Origin of the sequence: Actinoallomurus oryzae (assembly GCF_039541955.1) — a bacterium.
In the GTDB taxonomy this organism is placed as follows: domain Bacteria; phylum Actinomycetota; class Actinomycetes; order Streptosporangiales; family Streptosporangiaceae; genus Actinoallomurus; species Actinoallomurus oryzae.
This window is the reverse complement of sequence record NZ_BAABHF010000046.1, coordinates 28,413-47,866: the sequence shown is the minus strand read 5'-3', so window position 1 is coordinate 47,866 and position 19,454 is coordinate 28,413. Positions and strand designations below refer to the sequence as shown.

At 69.3% G+C, this 19,454-nt stretch carries 18 protein-coding genes, 1 tRNA gene and 1 pseudogene; 7 read left to right on the top strand and 13 right to left on the bottom strand.

Annotated features, from left to right (window positions below; all coding sequences use genetic code 11):
* Positions 1-98: 98 nt before the first annotated feature.
* The 3 genes from ABEA10_RS36460 to ABEA10_RS36450 all read right to left on the bottom strand — a co-directional run bounded on the left by ABEA10_RS36460 (position 99) and on the right by ABEA10_RS36450 (position 3,823).
* Positions 99-1,514 carry a chaplin family protein gene (locus ABEA10_RS36460; RefSeq protein ID WP_345471888.1) on the bottom strand — a complete coding sequence of 472 codons (1,416 nt, stop codon included), beginning with the start codon at positions 1,512-1,514 and terminating at the stop codon, positions 99-101.
* Between the two features lie 124 nt (positions 1,515-1,638).
* The gene (locus ABEA10_RS36455) at positions 1,639-2,382 is read right to left on the bottom strand and encodes a hypothetical protein (protein WP_345471886.1); all 744 of its coding nucleotides are present in this window, start codon (positions 2,380-2,382) and stop codon (positions 1,639-1,641) included.
* A 133-nt stretch (positions 2,383-2,515) separates the two neighbouring features.
* Entirely contained in the window at positions 2,516-3,823 is a 1,308-nt protein-coding gene (locus tag ABEA10_RS36450) for a M20/M25/M40 family metallo-hydrolase (RefSeq protein WP_345471884.1), read from the bottom strand.
* A gap of 159 nt (positions 3,824-3,982) precedes the next feature.
* Here ABEA10_RS36450 and ABEA10_RS36445 point away from each other — a divergent pair.
* Positions 3,983-4,068, top strand: a tRNA-Leu gene (locus ABEA10_RS36445).
* A 448-nt stretch (positions 4,069-4,516) separates the two neighbouring features.
* On the opposite strand, the gene ABEA10_RS36440 is transcribed toward ABEA10_RS36445, so the two are convergent.
* Positions 4,517-6,049 (bottom strand): outer membrane protein assembly factor BamB family protein, encoded by a 1,533-nt coding sequence (locus ABEA10_RS36440; RefSeq protein ID WP_345471882.1) that lies wholly within the window; start codon positions 6,047-6,049, stop codon positions 4,517-4,519.
* A gap of 158 nt (positions 6,050-6,207) precedes the next feature.
* Between ABEA10_RS36440 and ABEA10_RS36435 the strand changes: the two genes are divergently transcribed.
* Entirely contained in the window at positions 6,208-6,741 is a 534-nt protein-coding gene (locus ABEA10_RS36435) for a Clp protease N-terminal domain-containing protein (protein WP_345471880.1), read from the top strand.
* A gap of 252 nt (positions 6,742-6,993) precedes the next feature.
* On the opposite strand, the gene ABEA10_RS36430 is transcribed toward ABEA10_RS36435, so the two are convergent.
* On the bottom strand, positions 6,994-7,326 hold the full coding sequence (locus ABEA10_RS36430; protein ID WP_345471878.1) for an ArsR/SmtB family transcription factor: 333 nt from the start codon (positions 7,324-7,326) through the stop codon (positions 6,994-6,996).
* 141 nt (positions 7,327-7,467) lie between these two features.
* Here ABEA10_RS36430 and ABEA10_RS36425 point away from each other — a divergent pair, with 141 nt between their 5' ends.
* On the top strand, positions 7,468-8,583 hold the full coding sequence (locus tag ABEA10_RS36425; RefSeq protein ID WP_345471876.1) for a flavin-containing monooxygenase: 1,116 nt from the start codon (positions 7,468-7,470) through the stop codon (positions 8,581-8,583).
* 38 nt (positions 8,584-8,621) lie between these two features.
* Here ABEA10_RS36425 and ABEA10_RS36420 read toward each other — a convergent pair whose 3' ends face one another.
* Positions 8,622-8,987: a metalloregulator ArsR/SmtB family transcription factor gene (locus tag ABEA10_RS36420; RefSeq protein WP_345471874.1), complete on the bottom strand. Its 366-nt coding sequence runs from the start codon at positions 8,985-8,987 to the stop codon at positions 8,622-8,624.
* A 77-nt stretch (positions 8,988-9,064) separates the two neighbouring features.
* On the opposite strand from ABEA10_RS36420, the gene ABEA10_RS36415 reads away from it, so the two are divergent.
* The 3 genes from ABEA10_RS36415 (at position 9,065) to ABEA10_RS36405 (ending at position 12,070) form a co-directional block, all read left to right on the top strand.
* Positions 9,065-9,226 carry a hypothetical protein gene (locus ABEA10_RS36415; protein WP_345471872.1) on the top strand — a complete coding sequence of 54 codons (162 nt, stop codon included), beginning with the start codon at positions 9,065-9,067 and terminating at the stop codon, positions 9,224-9,226.
* Between the two features lie 52 nt (positions 9,227-9,278).
* Entirely contained in the window at positions 9,279-10,940 is a 1,662-nt protein-coding gene (locus tag ABEA10_RS36410; protein ID WP_345471870.1) for an FAD-dependent oxidoreductase, read from the top strand.
* Positions 10,941-11,680: 740 nt separating this feature from the next.
* A complete protein-coding gene (locus tag ABEA10_RS36405; RefSeq protein ID WP_345471868.1) occupies positions 11,681-12,070 on the top strand; it encodes a hypothetical protein in 390 nt (129 codons plus the stop codon).
* A gap of 261 nt (positions 12,071-12,331) precedes the next feature.
* On the opposite strand, the gene ABEA10_RS36400 is transcribed toward ABEA10_RS36405, so the two are convergent.
* Complete coding sequence (locus tag ABEA10_RS36400) at positions 12,332-13,204, bottom strand: esterase/lipase family protein (RefSeq protein WP_345471866.1); 873 nt, start codon at positions 13,202-13,204, stop codon at positions 12,332-12,334.
* 648 nt (positions 13,205-13,852) lie between these two features.
* On the bottom strand, positions 13,853-14,608 hold the full coding sequence (locus tag ABEA10_RS36395; protein WP_345471864.1) for an SDR family NAD(P)-dependent oxidoreductase: 756 nt from the start codon (positions 14,606-14,608) through the stop codon (positions 13,853-13,855).
* 127 nt (positions 14,609-14,735) lie between these two features.
* On the opposite strand from ABEA10_RS36395, the gene ABEA10_RS36390 reads away from it, so the two are divergent.
* Positions 14,736-15,170: an Rrf2 family transcriptional regulator gene (locus ABEA10_RS36390; RefSeq protein ID WP_345471862.1), complete on the top strand. Its 435-nt coding sequence runs from the start codon at positions 14,736-14,738 to the stop codon at positions 15,168-15,170.
* A gap of 85 nt (positions 15,171-15,255) precedes the next feature.
* Here the strand turns inward: ABEA10_RS36390 and ABEA10_RS36385 are convergent, their stop codons facing one another.
* From ABEA10_RS36385 to ABEA10_RS36370, 5 genes and pseudogenes are all read right to left on the bottom strand, one after another.
* On the bottom strand, positions 15,256-16,041 hold the full coding sequence (locus tag ABEA10_RS36385) for an SAM-dependent methyltransferase (protein ID WP_345471860.1): 786 nt from the start codon (positions 16,039-16,041) through the stop codon (positions 15,256-15,258).
* A 65-nt stretch (positions 16,042-16,106) separates the two neighbouring features.
* A complete protein-coding gene (locus tag ABEA10_RS36380) occupies positions 16,107-16,931 on the bottom strand; it encodes an acyl-CoA dehydrogenase family protein (protein ID WP_345471858.1) in 825 nt (274 codons plus the stop codon).
* Between the two features lie 15 nt (positions 16,932-16,946).
* Positions 16,947-17,174 (bottom strand): annotated as a pseudogene (locus ABEA10_RS51385) (acyl-CoA dehydrogenase family protein); the annotation flags it as partial.
* A gap of 53 nt (positions 17,175-17,227) precedes the next feature.
* A complete protein-coding gene (locus ABEA10_RS36375; RefSeq protein ID WP_345471856.1) occupies positions 17,228-18,652 on the bottom strand; it encodes an FAD-binding oxidoreductase in 1,425 nt (474 codons plus the stop codon).
* A 149-nt stretch (positions 18,653-18,801) separates the two neighbouring features.
* Complete coding sequence (locus ABEA10_RS36370) at positions 18,802-19,437, bottom strand: chorismate mutase (protein ID WP_345471855.1); 636 nt, start codon at positions 19,435-19,437, stop codon at positions 18,802-18,804.
* Between the last annotated feature and the right edge of the window lie 17 nt (positions 19,438-19,454).

Sequence of the window (19,454 nt, the reverse complement as noted above, 5' to 3'; positions counted from 1 at the left end):
CCTTTAATAGGGCTTTGCCTGCCCCGGGCCATGGCTCCGGGACAGGCAAAGCGACCTGCTACCTCACACCGCGGGGCCGGGCCCCGTGGTGTTGTTCGCTAGCGGCTGGACCGGCGGCCCAGGCGGCGGGCCACCGAGATCGTGCCGGCCGAGGCGGCGAACATGCCGCCCAGCACCAGCGCCATCAGCGCGCCGTTCCGCGCACTCGTCGAGGACTCGGCCGCGGCGAGACCGACCGGCGGGAGCTCCTTCGGCGGGTTGCCCACGACCGGGACGTCGCCCAGGCCGCCGCCCAGCGGGTTCGACGCCGCGGCGGACTGCGGGTTCATGCCCTGGCCGAGCCTCGGCAGAGCGGGCGTGGCGCCCATCGCGACCGGCAGGGCGCCGGTGCGCAGCGACGCGGGGTCGACCGGAAGCTGCGGCAGGCCGCTCATCCGGGCGCTGTACGGGGTGACGCAGTCGTCGCCGTACCCGCCGGAGGTCGCGCCCTGGCAGCTGCCGAGCGCGTGCCCGACGACCGCGGCGGCGTTGCCGCAGACGTCGACCGGAGCCGTGATCGGCGCGTGCACCTGGTTGCCACCGGCGACGCTGCCGACGCCGGAGGTGCGGCCGTGGAAGCCGCCGGGCGCCGGGTAGGCGCCCGGCATGGCGCCCTGGCAGCCCGCGAGCGCGCGGCCGAGGACGGCCGCGGCGTTGCCGCAGACGTCGACCGGAGCGGTGATCGGCGCGTGGATCTGGTTGCCGCCACCGATGCTGTACGCGCCGGAGGTGCGGCCGTGGAAGCGGTGGTATCCGCCCGGTCCGCCGACGACGGCGCCGCCCTGGCAGCCGGCCAGCGCGTTGCCGACCGCGTTGCCGCAGACGTTGATGGGCGCGTTGACCGGCGCGTGGACCTGGTTGCCGCCCAGGATGCTGTGCCGGCCGGACGTACGGCCACCGGCGGTGCGGTAGGCGCTCGGCGCGACGCGGGCGCCGCCCCGGCAGCCCGCGAGCGCGTCGCCGATCACCGCGGCGCTGTTGCCGCAGATGTTGACGGGCGCGGTGATCGGTGCGTTCACCTGGTTGCCGCCGAGGATGCTGTGGCGGCCGGAGGTGTGGCTGTGGCCACCGCCCATGCGGTAGCCGGACGCCGACGCGCCGCCCCGGCAGCCGGCGAGCGACCCGCCGATGACCGCGACCGCGTTGCCGCAGGCGTTGATCGGAGCCGTGATCGGCGCGTTGATCTGGTTGCCGCCGCCGATGCTGTGGCGGCCGGAGGTGTGGCTGTGCCCGCCGGCGGCGCGGTAGCCGTTCACCGCGGCGCCGCCCCTGGATCCGGCGACCGCGTGGCCGAGGGCCGCGACGGAGTTGCCGCTGACGTTAACCGGAACGGAGATCGGGGCATTGACCTGGTTACCGCCCAGGATGCTGCCGTCGCCGTTGGTCCCGTCGGCAAGGGCCGGAACGGCCCCGAACGCGACGAAGCTAGCGGTGAGCAGGGTGGCGCCTGCGGCGCCTTTCGCCCACATACGCATGTGATGCTCCTCATTTGGACAGGATTGACCGAACAACTTCTCGGGGTGGGTACGGCACGACCGCCTGGACCGCGGGCGTGCCGACAAACCGGTCCGGGTCATGCGTACGGACCGGTGGTGGGGTCTAGTCAGGGGAGAAGGAGGGCTCGTCCGCCGCGGTGCGGACGACCGGGGGAAGCGTGCCGGTGCGCAGGATGGGGATGGCGGGACGGCTGAGTGCCGTGACCGGCTCGATCCTGCGGCGGACCCCGGCCGGATGGAAGCCGCCGAAAGCGTCGCCGCCGGCCGATGAGGGCACATCCTGCCCTCGCTGCGGCAGCGGTCGCTTCGGGACGGACGGCGCGTGCACCCGCTTGTGCGGCACGCGCTTGTGCGCCACGCGATCGGTGGAGACCTTCTCGGACGCCCCCGTTACGGCGTGCGGCCCGGTGTGGATCACCGGTCCGCCGGAGACTCCGGCTCGTGAACCGGTGCCGCCGTGCCGTTGTGTCCGAGAAGGGCCAGCCGTGCCCACCGGCGTACGGGGCCGCGGCTTGTCCTTCGCCGCGGGTGGCAGGGCGAGGATCGCCGGCGGACGGGCGGGCGTGAGGACCGCTCCGGGCTTCGCGGGTTCTTCTTCACTCGCTTTCTGCACGGCCGGGACGACACCGCGCGTGTCCAGCACGTCGGCCGCGAGTGCGGTCACGTGCTCGACGGGCGCGGTGACGCTGGGAAGGCGTGCACCCGGAACGGTGTCGGCGTGTGCCTGGTCGGCGTGTGCGTGACCGGCAACGCCCAGCAGCCAGCCGGCGATCGCGATGCCCGCCATGGTGAGCAGGCGCCGGATCATCGGCTTGGGCGTCGGGATGCCCGGACAGCGTGCGACCACGGAGGTGAACCTCCACACTCGCGACCGTCCAGGAACCACGCGCCCTCCTTGGGTTGACCACCGTTACGGAGCGCGGGTGCGCTCCGTACGGTCGGTTACCGTAGCACCACGGAGAGCGATCATCGTGGTTGATTCAGATGTGGTCGAGAAAATGGTCGAGGACCCGGACGCCGAAACGGAGGCCGTCGACCGGAACCCGTTCGTCGATGCCGTGGAACATGCCGGAAAAGTCGAGGTCCTTGGGGAGCTTCAGCGGCGCGAAGCCGTAGCACTTCATGCCCAGCGTCGAGAACGACTTGGCATCCGTACCGCCCGAAAGGCAGTACGGCACCGGGCGCGCCTGCGGGTCGTGCGCCCGCAGCGCCGCCGCCATCGCCTCCACCAGCGGCCCCTCCCACTCGGTCTCCACGGCGATGTCGTGGTGGACGAACTCCCGGCTCACCTGCTCTCCCAGCAGTTCGTCGACCGTGTCGAAGAACTCCTCCTCGTGCCCGGGCAAAAATCGGCCGTCCACCTGCGCGACCGCGGTCTGCGGGATGACGTTCGCCTTGTAGCCGGCGGTCAGGACGGTCGGGTTCAGGGTGTTCCTGAGTGTCGCCCCGATCATCCGCTTCAGCGGGCCCAGGTTCTCGACGGTCTTCTCCACGTCGTCCGGGTCGAACTCCGTCCCGTTCGCCTCGCAGACCTGCTCCAGGAAGGCCCTCACCGTCTTCGTCAGCCGAACCGGGAACTCGTGCTCGCCCAGCCGCCCGACCGCGGCCGACAGGGCCGTGACGGCGTTGTCGCGGTGCACCATGGAGCCGTGGCCCGCGGTGCCCGTGGCGGTCAGCCGCATCCACGCCAGGCCCTTCTCGGCCGTCTCGATGAGGTACAGGCGCTGGTCGTTCGGGAGGGTCAGGCTGAACCCACCGACCTCACCGATCGCCTCGGTGCAGCCCTCGAACAGCTCCGGGTGGTTGTCGACCAGCCAGTGCGCACCCCACGTACCACCGGCCTCCTCGTCGGCGACGAAGGCCAGGACGACGTCCCTCTCGGGCCGCCTTCCCTGCCGGAGACGCTCGCGCATGACGGCCAGGACCATCGCGTCCATGTCCTTCATGTCGACCGCCCCACGGCCCCAGACACAGCCGTCGGCGACCTCACCGCCGAACGGGTCACGGGTCCAGTCATGCCTCTGGGCGGGCACGACGTCGAGATGCCCGTGAATGAGAAGGGCGTCCCTGCCCGGATCGGTCCCCTCGATACGCACGACCACACTCGACCGCTTCTCGTGCGACTCGTAGATCTTCGGCTCGAGCCCGACGTCACCGAGCTTCTCCGCGACGTACTCCGCGGCCCTGCGCTCCCCCGGACCACTGTGATCACCGGGGTTGGTGGTGTCGATGCGGATGAGTTCGCTGCACAGCTCGACGACCTCGTCCTCCGCCGAAGGGTGGCTCACGGTGATCCTCCTTCTGTATGGCTTCCACGGCTCCTGCAGGCTTCGGCCCATCCTCTCTCAGCGGCCACGCCACCCCGTACGGCCGCCAGCGACTTCGCGGCATCACCGGGGATTTGCTATCGTGTGGCAGCCGCTGCGGGAGACCGCACGGCTCACCACGTCCGGGTGGCGGAATAGGCAGACGCGCTAGCTTGAGGTGCTAGTGCCCTTCACGGGGCATGGGGGTTCAAGTCCCCCCTCGGACACTCGTACCGGCCCAGGGGGGCGACCCCCTGGAACCCCCGCTGTGGAGGGCTCCGCCCCCCACGCCCCCCACGGGTTGAGGTCGGAGCATCCATTTGGATCTTCTTGAATTCAAAGGAATCAACAGGGTTCGCCGACATTTCTCTGCGGATCTTGGACGTGTGAGGGCTGCCGTACCGTCCGCACATCGCGAGGGCCAAAGGCGCTTCGTGATCGAAGGAGCGCCGCGTCTCGCAGCCTTGTGACCTCGAGCTGCACAGCTCGGAGATGTGCAACCCTGCGTCTCGTCACGACGCGGACTGCGGCCAGGGCATCCGTGCCTCTACCTCGGCCCCGCCGCATTCCCTCAGCCGCCGCCAGGCAACCGTCCCCCGTCGGCGAGCTGCAAGCGCTTCGGGTGCTGCAACCATCCCTCTGTCCCGGTCGAGGTCGTCCTTCGATGGGGCAGGCTCAGCGCAAGACGCGGACGGGTGCGTTCTCGGTGATGACGGATTCGGTACCGTCCTCGGCCACGATGACGAAACGACCGGCGGTGCGCCACAGGTCGGCGGTGTTGAGCTGCCGGGTGCCGTGCACGGCGACGGTGGCCAGACGTTTGCCGGTGGCGGCGTTGACGCGGGCGATCGTGTCGATGGTGAGCGCCCAGACGGTGTCGCCGCCCGCGGCGATGCCGTTGACGTGGTCGTCGAGCTCGGCGGTCCAGCGCAGCGTGCCGTCGGTGAGGGAGAAGGCCACAAGGCGGCCTTTGGCGCTGCGACTGAAGCCGTTGCCGCCGTCGTTGGAAATGCGGACGTCACCCGGGCGGGCGGCGGAGGTGATCAGCAGGTCTCCGACCACGACCGCCCCATAGGCGGGACGGGCCACGAACGACGCCGTCGAGAAGCCGGGTTCGTCGAGCGGTATGGCCAGCTCGCCGCTGGTCCCCGACTGCGGGATCGTGGCGCGGGCACGCCCGGACTCGTCATAGGACACCACAGCGCGGGTTCCGCGCGGACCGCTCTCGAAGATCCAGACGGTCACCGGGTCGACCGACAGGAGCGCCAGGTCGCGCGGTTCACCGCGCGCGGGCAGCGCGGCATGCCACAGCTCGCGGCCGTCGGACGGGGACAGGCTGCGCAGCACCGGTGCGGCGTCGCCGCAGGTGGCGGCGGTCACCACCCGGTCCAGCCCGGCGGCCAGGCGCAGAGGCGAGCACCCGTGTCCCACGCCCGCGCGCCAGAGGGTCCTGCCGTCCGACATGTTCACGGCCCGCCAGCCTTCGCCGTCTTGGAGCACCGCCGAGCTCCGGGTCGCGGCCACCGTGCCGGGTGTGGACGGGGACCAGGCGGTGGACGGCCCGTTCACGGTCGTCGTCCACCGCGGCCGGCCGATGGACAGATCCAGCGCCGTCACATGGTCGCACCGGGGGCCGCCGGCATGGGCCTCGGTGTAGCCGATCAGGCCGGTGCCGGACGCGGTCCGATCGCTCATCGCGCACACCACCTCGCGGCCGGGCGGCGCCCATGTCCAGGCCACCCGGCCGTCGCCGAGCCGGTAGGCCGCCACGACGTCGGGTCGGGCCCGGACCACCAGGTCGGCGACCGTCCAGTCGCCGACCGCACGGACATCCCCGGGACGGTCCGCCGGTGCGGCCCATACCTGCGAGACGCCCCTCCCGATCGTCGCGTAGAAGAACCAGGCCCCCAGCGCCACCCCTATCAGCAGCGCGCACAGCCGCACGGCGTGCGGCTTCTCCCAAGCGGCCATTGTGATCCCGCCCAGGGCCGGCATGAGCACCAGCAGGATGATCAGCATCGTGGGGGAGCGATGACCGCCGAGGCCGAAGGCCATCTGGGCGATCACGCCGATCGTCGCGACCGCGACGCAACCGAACCCCGTCGCCACGGCGATCGAACCCGCCGATCGCCGGAGACCTCCCGCCCTGACGCCGCCGTCCGGACGATCTTCCGGCTTCCCCGGGTCGTCCTCAAGTTCCGTCAGCATGTCCCCGGCCCCCATCCCTGCTGGAGTCGCCCATCCACCGCGACCCACCGCCCCACCTGCCGGTCGACCGCCTCCCAGGGCCCATGCCGTCCCGGCGCGAGCGGCACGGTCAGCTCGCAGCGGCCCCCGAGCGACTGCCTCACTGGAGCCTCCTTCTTATGAACCGGATAAGTCTGGCATGCTGCGGCCTTCCCGGCGGTGCCGCCGGCGTCCTGGACTGGCTCGGTGTGACGCGCGACAAGGTTCGCGAGGCCAATGTTCGCCTGTTCGAGGCCGCGATGATCGCCGGCCAGGACGGGCGCGAACGCCGCGTGGTCGGTGACGGCGAGGCCGACCAGGCCATCACCAGCGCACGGCGGCTGGCCGCCCGCCGCGGCCAGTCCCAGTTCCGCACCGAACACCTGCTGTTCTGTCTCGTCGCAGACCCAGGTTCTGCCGCCGGTCGCATCCTGGGCGATCTCGACGTCGACCTCGCCCGTATCAAGAAGGACCTCCAGGAGTGGATCGCCTCGGTTCAACGCCGCCACCGCCGTATCAGCAAAGCCAAGGCCACCAACCGCGCTTGTTCCTTCTGCGGCTGCAAAGACCTCGGTCCCCTCGTTGCCGGCCCCGGCGTGTGGATCCGCGGCAGCTGCGCCCAAACCGCCATCGAGATCCTGCGCGCCGAACCCCGCGGCCTTCGCGCCGGATGACCCGTATCCGGCGGCAACCCCCTCAGCGATCGCGAACCCGTCCTGGGCCGAAGCGACCGCCGTGTTCGATAGGTGTTCGCCCGTGAAAGGCGCTCTCCCTGTCCCCGCTGACCAGGGCGGGTGGGACCGGGTGACCGACCTGGAGAACGCCGCCGATCAACTACGCCGGCCGACCTTCCCGCAGCGCTGCGTACTGCCGAATGCGCGGCCCAGAACGCACGGCAGCAGCGTCACGACGAGTCCGGTGGCCGATTAGGCAGCGCCCTCGGGAGGGCAGCAGACGCGCAGGTAGGACTGCAGTTCGGTAAGGGACTGCTCGACGGCGGCGGTGTCGAAGCGGTAGTAGACCTGCTTGCCGTCCTTGCGGGAGGTCAGGAGGCCGCCGCGGCGCAGCAGCGCCAGGTGCTGGGAGGCGGTCGGCTGAGCGAGGCCCAACCGCTCGGCGACTGTGCCCACGGTCAGCTCGATCCCGCCGGCGAACAGCGCCAGCATCTGCTGCCGCTGCGGGCTGGCCAGCGCTTTAAGGAACTCCTGCGCTCCGGCGCCGAGCTGCTCGGCGGCGCTACAGGCAGTCGAGGCGCCCAAGTCACACGTCGACCCGGCCGCCGGCGGTGTCGCCGATTGTGTCATCGCGGGACTTCCCTCCCATCAGCCAACGGGGATGCGCTCATCCTATGCATCCCATAGTCATATTGACATATAATAAACTAACTATATGTTGGCGGCATGAGCACCCACGCCGCAGCGCTGGTCGTGATCGGCGGCGGTCAGGCCGGACTGGCCACCGCCCACGTCGCGCGCACGCTCGGCCTCGACCCGCTGATTCTGGAAGCCTCCCGCTCCCCGGCCGGATCGTGGCCGCACTACTACGACAGCCTCACTCTGTTCTCCCCCGCACGGCGCAGCGCTCTGCCCGGCGCCCCCTTCCCCGGGGACCCGGACGGTTATCCCACTCGCGATGAGGTGATCGCCTACCTGGCCGGCTACGCCGAACGACTCGACGCCGATCTCCGCACCGGCCATCGCGTGGTGCAGGTGGCCGCCGAATCGGGCGAGGAGCCTGGAGGGTTGTTCGAGGTCGTGGTCGAGAGCGGGGAGAGCTTCACCGCGCCGATGGTGATCGCCGCGACCGGCGCGTTCAGTCGTCCGCACCGCCCCGACCTACCAGGCCTGGACACGTTCACGGGCGCGGTCTTGCATTCGTCGCAGTACCGGCGACCCGAGGAGTTCGCCGGACGGCGGGTGGTGATCGTGGGCGGCGGTAACTCGGCGGTTCAGATCGCCATTGAGCTGGCCGAGCACACCCGCGTCACGCTGGCCACTCGGCATCCCTTGCGGTTCATGCCACAGCGAGTGCTGGGCATCGACATGCACCTGTGGCTGCAGCGCACCGGCCTGGACTCCACCGGTTGGGCACGCCCGCTGCTCACCGGCGGCAAGGGGACACCGGTGTTCGACACCGGCACCTACCGGGCTCAGATCGCCACCGGAAACCCTGACCACCGGCCGATGTTCAGCAGCTTGGACGGCGACCACGTGGTGTGGCGCGACGGGAAAAGAGAGCGCGTCGACGTGGTTCTACTGGCCACCGGGTACCGGCCCGGAGTGGGTTATCTCGATGAGTTGGGCGCCCTCGACGGGGACGGGCATCCGCTGCACCGCGGCGGCATCTCCACCACCCATCAGGGACTGGGATATGTAGGGCTGGAGTGGCAACGGTCGTTCGCCTCGGCCACATTGCGCGGTGTCGGCGCCGACGCCCGCCACGTCCTGGCCCGGCTCGTCAAGCTCACCCACTCGCCGGGCCGTACGCCGGTGCAGCCACGCGCCGGCGCGAGATGAAGGGATCGACACCCGGCCGCAGACCCGGCGCGAAGGGCTCAGGCCGAAGCAAGGGCGGGCAGGGCGAACAGGCCCGACAACCGCGTGAGCCGTTCCGGGACCACGCGGTAGTACACCCATGTCCCGCGCCGCTCGCCGTCGATCAGCCCGGCCTGGCGGAGCACCTTCAGGTGGTGGGAGATGGTCGGCCCGGTCAGATCGAAGGGGCCGGTCAGGTCGCACACGCACACCTCTCCGCTCTCAGCCGAGGCGATCATGTTCAGCAACCGCAGGCGGACCGGGTCCGACAACGCCTTGAACACTCCAGCCAGTTCGACCGCCTCCTCCTCGCCCAGAACCGGGCCACTCAGCGGCGCGCAGCACGCAGGAGCGGTGACGTCTTCCAACTCCATCGATTTAGGCATGCTTCTAATTTGACATCCATCTATCCAGCGATGCAAACTGGCGCCTGCTTAGAAGAACGTCTAAACAGAACGTCAAGATGAAGACGCTGCTCACCCGGATCGCCGCCCACCGCGCCGCCGCCCGCACGAGGGATCGGATCACCTTCAGAGACGACCGCGGCGAGGTGTGCACCAGCGCTTGCCGAGCGGCCGCCCACCGCGACCGGGTCGCAACCGCCGCCTACCGCGCCCGCTTCTGACCCTGACCACCGAGTCCCAACGAGCCTCCACACAACGCAGCGAGGAGACACCATGAGCGAGAACACCGAGGCCCAGGAGCCCGCTGAGAAGGCGGCCGAGGGTGACTGCTGCGGAGTCAGTAGCTGCCGCGCCGACACCGAGCAGTCCCTGGACCCGGCGGTCACCGTGATCGAGGCCAGGACCAACGCCGGCTGCGGCTGTGTCAGCGACCAGGACGGTGCCACGGACCTGCCCGTGGTGGTCATCGGAGCGGGGCCGGTCGGGCTCGCCGCTGCCGCGCACCTGGCCGAACGCGGACTGGACTTCGTCGTTCTGGAGGCCGGTGACAAGGTCGGCGCCACGGTCTCCGAGTGGGGCCACGTCCGGCTGTTCTCGCCCTGGCGGTACGACACCGACGCCGCCGCTCGTCGGTTGCTGGAGCCGACCGGTTGGAAGCTGCCCGACCAGGATGCCCTGCCGACCGGTGCCGAGTTGGTCCGCGACTACCTCGTCCCGCTCGCCGAGGTGCCCGAGCTGGCCGGGCGGATCCGCACCGGCACGCGCGTGGTCGCCGTCGCCCGCCAGGGCGTGGACGTCACCCGCACCGTCGGCCGCGATGAGCATCCGCTGCTGGTCCGTACGGTCGGCCCGGACGGGGCCGTCGCCGACCTGGCCGCGCGAGCCGTCATCGATGCCTCCGGCACCTGGGGCCGCGGCAACCCGCTCGGCCACTCCGGTCTGCCCGCCCCCGGCGAGGAGCAAGCCGCGCCGTACCTGACCGGGCCGCTCCCGGACGTGCTGGGCCGGGACCGCGAACGGTTCGCCGGCCGCCACACCCTGGTCGTCGGCATGGGCCACTCGGCCGCGAACACCCTGCTCGCCTTGGCCGAACTCGCCAAGACCTCGCCCGGCACCCGCATCACCTGGGCCGTCCGTGGCTCCTCGGTCGCCCGCCTCTACGGCGGCGGCGACGCCGACGGCCTGCCCGCCCGCGGCGCGCTGGGCACCCGCCTCAAGGCGGCCGTCGAGGGCGGCGAGATCGAACTGGTGCGCAGCTTCACCGTCACCGGCTTCACCTCCCCCGACGAAGGCCCGGCCGCCGGCCCGGTCCAGGTCACCGGCGTCACGCTGGACGGCGAACGCGTCGTCGAAGCCGACACCGTGGTGGCGGCCACCGGTTTCCGGCCCGACCTGGAAATGCTGCGCGAGATCCGCGTCGAACTCGACCCCGCCACCGAGGCACCGGTCCGGCTCGCCCCGATGATCGGCCCCAACTTCCACTCCTGCGGCACCGTCCCACCGCACGGTGAACGCGATCTCGCTCACCCCGAAACCGGCTTCTACCTGGTCGGAATGAAGAGCTACGGCCGCGCCCCCACCTTCCTGATGGCCACCGGATACGAGCAGGTCCGCTCCGTGGTCGCCGCACTGGCCGGCGACCGCGCCGCCGCCGACGCCGTCGAACTCGACCTGCCCGAAACAGGCGTCTGCTCCACCACCCTCGTCACCGACGACCAGTTGCCCGGTGCCTCCGCCGACAGCGGCTGCGGCACCTCCTGCGGAACCGAACCCGCAGAGGTCACGGTCGCCTCGGACGAAGCCGAAGGCGGCTCATGCTGCGGCACCTCGACACGCCAACCGGTCACCATCGGCGTCGGCGCACCCGCCGGACTCGGCTTTGCAACCGGACGCGTGCACGGCTACTCCGGCGACGCCGAACGAGGCGACGACTGAACCGGTGACCCACGAGCCCTCAACGTCGAAGCCGGTGTCGGCGACGGGCCACCCCGCCGCCGGCACCGACACCGGCCCGGACAGCGCCGCGGCGGGCATTCCCGCCAGCGGCGCCGTCTCCCGTGTTCCGCTGCTCGCGCTGTGCGTCACCGAGATCACCAGCTGGGGCATCCTCTGCGGTCCAGCACGAGCGATGAGCCATCCCAGTCACCGCCGACGAAGCATGAGAGCAGCGGGCAGGACCATGGGGTTAACTGTCGTGTCCCCCCTCGGACACTTCGGTCCTGGGGTCAGTGTGGTCGGAAGCTGGGCTTCCTTTCCCGCTGGCCCTTCGTCATCCCTCCCCGGGGGCGACCCCCCGGGCCCCCGCTGTGGGGGGCTCCGCCCCCCACTCCCCCACGGGGTGATGTCTCAGCATCCTTGGTTCAGCGGTCTTTAGGTCAGGACGCGGGGATGGTCATTTAGCGCCCGCATCTTTGTCTGGGACGCCGTGCGCTGTCTTAACATCGTCGACCCGGTTTCGGTTGGTACTCACACGTCCGGTGAGGAGACAACATGCCGGCACAGCCGTCGTCCCGTCGGGCGTTATCAACGCGATCAAACTCCCCAGCGACGGAGCGGCGTCGGCCCTTCACCAGACCGCGACGTTTCCCGTCGTTCACGGGCAGACGGGCTCTGTCGCTGATCTTGTGATGCAGTACCTCCACGGGGGCTGCGCGGGCGGGATCGTGGAGGATGGGATGTTGGTCTGGTTGGCGAAGACGCCGCATCAGCGGCCGGCCAAGGTTCGAGTTCACTCGTCCGTCGGCCACGCCGTGGTGCTTTGGGGTGGTGATCCGGAGGAAGCGGAGGGCCGGCACGACGTCGAGTGGAGCGTCGACGAGGACATCCGGTGGGGGCATAACACTCAGTCGGCCACGATCGCCGAGCCGGGCTTCTGGCAGCACGGCGACCAGGTGGTCTTGCGTGGTCGAGTTCACCTCGCTGAGGACGGCGCTGCCGTACTTGAGGTGGGCGACTCGCAGATCTTGTTCGATCTTGCCGCGCCGCCGCCTGAGAGTATCGACCGTGCTTGGGTAGAGATCAGCGCTGAAGCGGACAAAATCACGCTTTGGCCCTATCGGCTCTGACGGCGCAAGATCGGTGACCCGAGCCGGCAGCCGTGCAAGAGCTTGCGCAGTGCGCGACCGGTTCGCCGGCAGGGCCGGGGCCATACGCTCAGAGTGGCGAATGGCCGCAGCCCGCGCGTTTCGCGAGTTAGACGTCGTTTCAGCCCACCGAGTCTCGGAGCCATCGCCGTGCTCGGCCTGAAGTTCAACGAACAGGTTGCCCGGTGGCGACTCGGCCTCGCTCATTCGTCTCCATCTTCACCGATGAGCGATGCGGAGTGTTCACCATTTCGAGGACCAGTAGAGCGCGTTCTTCGCTACGACCACCGGCGACGCACCGAAATTGATCGGTTCCAATCGTGAGGTTCCGTTCTCGGACAGCAGGCCGTAGGTGCCGGTGGTGACCAGGCGTAGATCGCTGTGGCTGAAGCTCACGTAATTGGGGTAGTCGACCTTGTGGGCCCACTCGTTGTGACCTTCGTCGATCTCCGAGGTGTAGTCGACGACGGTGTCAGCGACCGATCCGATCAGTGTCCAGTCGGTGCCCATTGCCGACTGCGGGTTGCGGGGTAGGGTTTTCAGGAACCGACTGCCCTTGGCCATCTCGCCGCACTGCGTGGAGTACACCCCGCACACGCCGATGGCCTTGGCGGCGCCTTGATGCGGGGCGCCCAAGGTCGCGACGTCCTCGACGTACAGGTAGGGCGGCCAGTTCGGCATGTGCTCGGCGACACCGGCGATCGCCGCGCGGATCACCAGCCCGCCCATGGAATGGGTGATCACGTCGATCGGCTCACCGCGCTTCGAGAACTGGTGGTAAATGTTCCACGCGGCGGCCTTGCCGAGGTCGGTGATGCTGCTGGCCTTGTCACCGCCGTAGTCGTAGGTGCAGTTCTTGGAGCCTTTGTACAGGCCGGCCATGGCGAACTGGCCGGTCCATCCGGAGTCCTCGATCGCGGTTCTGGCCGCGTGCCAGGTTTCGTTACAGTCGTAGGCGCTGCCGGAGATGTCGTTGCCGTGAATGAACAGGATGGGCCGGCTGGCCGAGTCCATCCGCCGCGGGACACTCGCGTGCGCCGGGCGCATCCCGAACACCGCCATCGCAGCCGTCATCACCAGGCATGCGCTGACCGCGACCAGCGCCTGCCGGCCCAACCGCTGGGAACTCCTCACCATTTCCCTTCGCCTCCCGACTGAACGGTCACATTCGAGCAGTATGAAAGGTGTCGTGTGCAGTTGCAACGATGAGATGTCGCAAACAGCGCAACGGTTCCAGCTCGATCGGGTACAGCTCCACTGCGGGGGCCGGTCTGTGAGGTGTGGCGAGTCCAGAATGCGATCCTGGACAGGCGACGGGTTTCAGTGCGCCATGGATCGCGGCGTTACACCCCTACTGGCCTGCACGGAAGCACGCACGACCTCCCGCAATACCGTCGACGTATTCCGCGTATGTTCCGGATCTTGAAACGGGCGGTGTCCACGGTCGCGAAGGGTCCTTCCGGCCGTACCCGGCGCCGAACATCTCGGTGAGGATGCTCTGCGGGGGCACGACCCGGTTCGGAGAGATTTGCATATGCATCGCCGATCGCCGCGCGGAGAGCTTTCTCGATCGTCGCGCCGAAGCCCTCACCGTCGTACGGGGTGACACGTCGGGTGTCCTCGGTGAACCCCGTACGACGAACTCCGACCCCGACCGCCTCCACGAGCGCGCGCCCAGCTCCTCGACGGACGCCACTAAGACGAGGCGCTGCCTCTTCTGTGGCAAGCCCCACCCTCGGCGGCGCGCCGAGCGGCGCTTGTGGCTCAGGCGTTGTAGCCGCCGTGGGCGTCCAGCACGGCGCCTGTGACGTACGACGCAGCGGGGCTCGCCAGGAAGGCGATCGCCGCGGCGATCTCATCGGGGTGTCCTTTGCGCTGCAGGGACAGCGAGCCGAGCAAGGGCTTGAGGGTCTCGGGGTCCGGCGGCTCCATGCCGCCCTCCATCAGCCCGGCTTCCACGACGTTGGCGGTAATGGCCCGGGAGCCGAGGTCGCGGGCGACACCCATGGTGTACCGCTCGACCCCCGCTTTGGTCGCCGCGTAGTCGGCCACACCCGGGATGCCGGCTCGAGTGCCAAGCCCGGAACTCACCGTGATGACGCGGCCGCCCTCGCGCAGCACTCGGGAGGCGGCCCGGATGACGGCGATCACCCCGAGGTAGTTGGTGGCGTGCATCCGGTCCAGCGAGGCGGTGTCGGCGTCCGGGTCGTCCACCGTACGGCCCTGCCCCACACTGATCGCCGCGTTGTTGACGAGGATGTCCAGGCCACCGAAGTGCGCGACCACGTCGTCGATCAGCGCCGGCGCCTGACTCAGGTCCGCCTGGTCGGACTTGAACGCGGCGACCTTCGCTCCCCTGGCGCGCACCTCGTCGACGACGGCCTGCGCCTTCTTCTCGGAGCTGACGTAGGTGAACGCGACGTCGGCGCCCTGCTCGGCGAGCAGCCGTACGGTCGCGGCTCCCAGCCCGCGGGACCCTCCGGTGACCAAGGCGACCTTGCCCGTCAGCGGCTTGTTCATTGTTCTCACCTCACTGGTTGACCTCTCCCGGCAGTCGAAACAGTAATGGTTACGACAGACTGTCGCAACCTTAGTTGTTACGACAATTGTCGTAACATGGGGAGTTGCGATCGGGAGGAACGGGTTCATGAGCGCCAACAGCAGGTTGACCATCGCCGCCCACGCGCTGGCTTGGATCGGCCTCTACCAGCGCCAGGGCCATGAGGTCGCTACCTCCGAGCAGATCGCGACCAGCGCGAACACCAATCCCGTGGTGATCAGGCGGCTACTCGGCGAGCTGCGCAATGCGGGGCTCGTGGAGTCCCGGCGCGGGGTGGGTGCGGGCTGGTCGCTGGCGCGCGACCTGGAGTCGATGACGCTGCTCGACGTGTACGAGGCGGTGGAACCCGGCCCACTGTTCGCGCTGCACCGCGCCGCCCCGGACCCGGGATGCGTGGTGGGTCACGGCATCCAGCCGGCGATGCAGCGCATCTACGACGGCATCGAGGAGACCCTCCGGCGCGACCTGGCGCGCGTCACGCTGGAGGATGTACTCCGGGACGTCCTCGCGGTACCTCGCTAGGTTTCGCCTCCTGACCACCGTTGCTCTGCATGACCTACACGGCCTGTTCCGGCTCGCGTCACGGAGGACCGGTGGGCCGTACCGCTCAGGGGACCCTGGCGACGCCGACGTGGAAGCCACTGCGCTCGGGCACTGGTGCCGGGTCCTCCCGGTACCACTCGGTGGCGAACACCAGCCCCGACGCGACGAGTTCCAGTCCCTCGAAGAAGGGCTCGACCTCGCTGCGGCTGCGCAACCGCAGCGGGATCGCGCCCTTCCTGTATGCGGCCTCGATCTTTCCCCTCCACTCCGGGTGCTGGTCGGCCGTCCCGTGTGAGAGGAGCAGGAAGCTGCCCGGGGGAAGTGCTTCCACGAGGGTGCGCACGATGCCGTACGGGTCCTCGTCGTCGGGCAGGAAGTGCAGGAGGGCGATCAGGGACAGGGCGACGGGGCGTTCGAAGTCGAGTCGTGCACCGGCGAGTTCCAGGATGGCCGCGGGCTGCCGCACGTCCGCGTGGAGGAAGTCGGTGACGCCCTCCGGGGTGCTGGTCAGCAGCGCTTCCGCGTGGCGCAGGACGATCGGGTCGTTGTCCACGTAGACGATCCGGGCGTCGGGCGCGATCGCCTGCACGATCTGGTGCATGTTGGGCTCGGTGGGAATGCCGGAGCCGATGTCGAGGAATTGGTCGACGCCGTTCTTCGCCAACCAGGCGGCGGCGCGGTGCATGAACGCCCGGTTCCGCGCCGCGTTGCCGCGCGTCTCCTCGGGCAGCGCCTGGCCGACCTTCTGGTCGACGGGGTAGTTGTCCTTGCCACCCAGCAACCAGTCGTAGACACGTGCGGGGTGGGGTTTGCTGGTGTCGATGTCGGGGCGGGATACGCCGGCGGTCATTGGACACTCCTTCCTACGCGGGACCTCGGGCGCGACGGCCGCAAGCCTGGCATCAGGCGGGGCATTCACCGCGGCGTCACGAGGGTCGAGCCGAATCTCTCGACCGCTAGATAGGGGTTCAGGTGGGGGTGGCGGCTGCCTACGGAGACGTCACGCCAGAACCGCTGTAGGACGTTCGCCGTGTTGAAGCCGCTCGCACCGTGCAGGTCGAGCATTCGCTCGACGGCGGCCCGGCAGTCCCGGGCCGCGTCCGCGAGGTCCATGTGCAGGCGAGGACTTTCGGCCTCGGTCAGGTCGGGCGAGTCCGCCGCATGGGCGATCGCGAGCATCGTGTTCTCCGCGCGGTTCACCAGATGGGTCGCCTCAGCCAGCCAGTGCCGGGCTCCAGGCGACTCCGCCATCCGGGAGTAGGAGCTCATGAACGGCTTGCGATCCGAGGCGAACATCGCGTTGATCGCATCGAGTGCGCCCCGTGCGGCACCCACTACCGGACCGAGCACCGTCACCGAGTACAGGAGCAGGTCGCCGACGTGGAAGGGATCCGCAGCGGCGATGCGCTCAGCCGGCACCATCGTGCCCTCGGCGACCAGGGTGTGGCTGCCCGTGCCGCGCATGCCGGCCATGTGCCAGGTCCGCTCGACGGCCAGGTCGGTGACCGGTATCAGGGCGAAGGAGAACCGGCCGTCCACCATCAGGGCGAGCACGGCCCAGGCCGCGTCCTCACACCCGGAGACGTTCGGCCAGCGGCCGCTGACACGCACGCCCTCGGGCCCGCTTTCACCGCGGGCGCCGGGGACACCCATACCGCAGACGATCGCGTCGGGGTCGGCCCAGAACTCGGGTATCAGCGAATCCGGGAAACATCTGACGGCGATGTTCTTGGCGGTCACGCACGCCCCCGCGATCCAGGCCGTGGACGGACAAGCCCGGCCGAGATCGGTCAAGCGCCGGGCCACGGTCTCGGTGTCCGCCCAGGCGCCTCCGTATTTCCGTGGTGTCCGCAAGGCGAATATTCCGTTCTTCCGAAGCGCCTCCAGGCTTTCCGCGGCGGGTCGATCGTCCCGTTCCGCCTTCTCGGCATGAGTACGCAGAATGCCGCTGGTCTCATCTCCGATGATGTAATCGATTGACATTCGCTGACTTCCCTCACTGTGCCGATCACATTAAAATTCGAGGTCGCGGTATATCAGAAAGCCGTCGAAGCGGTCCCTGGGCCATCGCCGGGAAGCGGTGTGCCGACGAATACGGAGTCCGGGTCCACCGCGGACTTGATGGCGAGCAGGCGCTCCGTGTTCGGTCCGTAGGAGCGGGCGACCTGATCGGGGGTCTCCGGCCCGAGGAAGTTCACGTATCCGCCCGGCAGCGAGAACGGCTCGAGCGCCGCATGCAACTGCTCGACCCACCGTAGATGCCGGGCCCCGCCGGCGATGTCGTCGCCCTTCTCCCACAACGAGATCAGTTCCGCCATCTGGTGGGGCTCGCGTCGGCCGAAGGCCGTCGAGTCGAGCGGTACCCGGGCGGCGGCCCCATGGAACTGGTGCAGCAGGATCGCGGAGAACGGTGAGGTGAACGCATGGGCGCCCTGCACCAGAACATCGATAATGGAGGCAGAAATGCCGGATATATTGCGGGAACGAATTGCGCCCATCCGCCCGATCGGGAACATGGCATCCGTCGCGGCCAGCCCGACGGAGCGAGCGGTCCGCCCGATGTCGACCAGCAATGGCGTGCCCAGCCGGGTCAGCGCGTGCACCGGCCCGTTCTCGCCAGCTCCCTCGTCCAGGTTTCCCGACCACGTGGGCGCGACGTAGACCGTCGGGGCTCCGTCCGCGCCGGGAAGAAGACCCACGTCCACCGTCAACTCGTCCGGACCGCCCTGGAGGATCTCACCGAGATCGGCAAGAACGCGAGAGGCCTGCGAAATCGGGTAGAAGATGGTTCCGGTCACGACGGTCGGTACGGGGTGCAGACGAATCCGCGCCGACGTCACGACACCGAAATTGCCACCCCCGCCACGCAACGCCCAGAACAGATCGGGCTCGTGCTCGGCGTCAGTGTCCACTCTGGAGCCGTCGGCGAGGACGACCTCGGCGCCGAGCAGATTGTCGGCCGCGAGCCCGAACCGCCCGGTCAGCGGGCCGTATCCACCGCCCAGCGTGATCCCGACCATGCCCACGGCGCCGGCCGTCCCGGTGACGGCGGTCAGGCCCACCCGCTCGGCGGCGGCCACGACGTCGGACGAGAGTGCGCCACCCTCCACCGCCGCAACGCGCCGGTCGGCGTCGACACGGACTCCGCGCATGTCGGCCAGATCGATGACCAGTCCCCCGGAGCGAAGCGCCCGTCCCCAGAAGTCGTGGCCGCCACCGCGTACCGACACCGGCACGCCGTGCTCGCCGGCTGCCCGTACGGCGGCCTGCACGTCGGCTGTGGTCGCGCACCGCACGACCACGGCGGGACGGATGTCGACCGCCCCGTTGAACAGCGTCACGGACCTCACATACTCCGGGCCGCCGGTGAGCACGCGGTTTGAGGTGATCGTGGACCGCAGGTCCGCCAACAGCGCGGCGCTCACTTCATCTTTGCGAGCGACGTCGGGACGAGACGGCATGGAGACTCCTGTAACAGGTCAAGGGGTTGTTCGAACGAACGACAACGCGGCGAGGCGTCGCGTTATATCGATGATGTATGTATCGCTCACTACATCAATGCCGTAGCAACAGGTCTTTGTGGAGCTTTGTCGCACCTCGATCACTCAATTCATGCGGGGGCGCACACTGAGTGCACCGCCCCCGTGAGCGCCCGGCGGTGAAGGGCGTTCAGCCGTTCCAGTACCGCGCCCGAACCGGTGGCCACGGCGAGTTGCACAGTGCATGCCGTCGGCTCGTCGCGCAGTCGGACCGTGGCCTTGAGTTCGCCGAGCAGGCCCGTGGTCAACTGGTCGAGCCGCGTGCGGATCTGTCCCAGGTCAGGGCGGGTCGTCGGTGCTTCTTCGGGGTGTGCGGTCCAGCGTGCGAACAGTCCTTTTTGTACGACTTTGCTCGCGGCGATCTGGTCCTGGAAGAAGGCCGTCGCCGAGACCGGATCGAGCCCGAGGTCGCCGGCCTGGTTTCGCACCTGCTCCAGAACCTGCTGCTCGCGCGCGGGGTCGTCGATCGGTGAGCCGGTACCGAACTTGGACGCTGCCACGTCATCGCTCACGCGAAGCCGCTGGATGACCAGGTCGGTCAATGGGCCGAGCCCGCCGAGCGACCTGCCCGGCCGGAGGGCGCCGGTCGAAGATGCGGCGTTCACTGGTGCGCCTGCGGCGCCGGCCTGGGAAACGCTCACGCTAGTCACGCCGACCACCAGCGCGGTGACCGCGAGGCCGCGTGCCGCGGTTCTGCTCGATTTCATCTGTCAGCCTTCCTCTC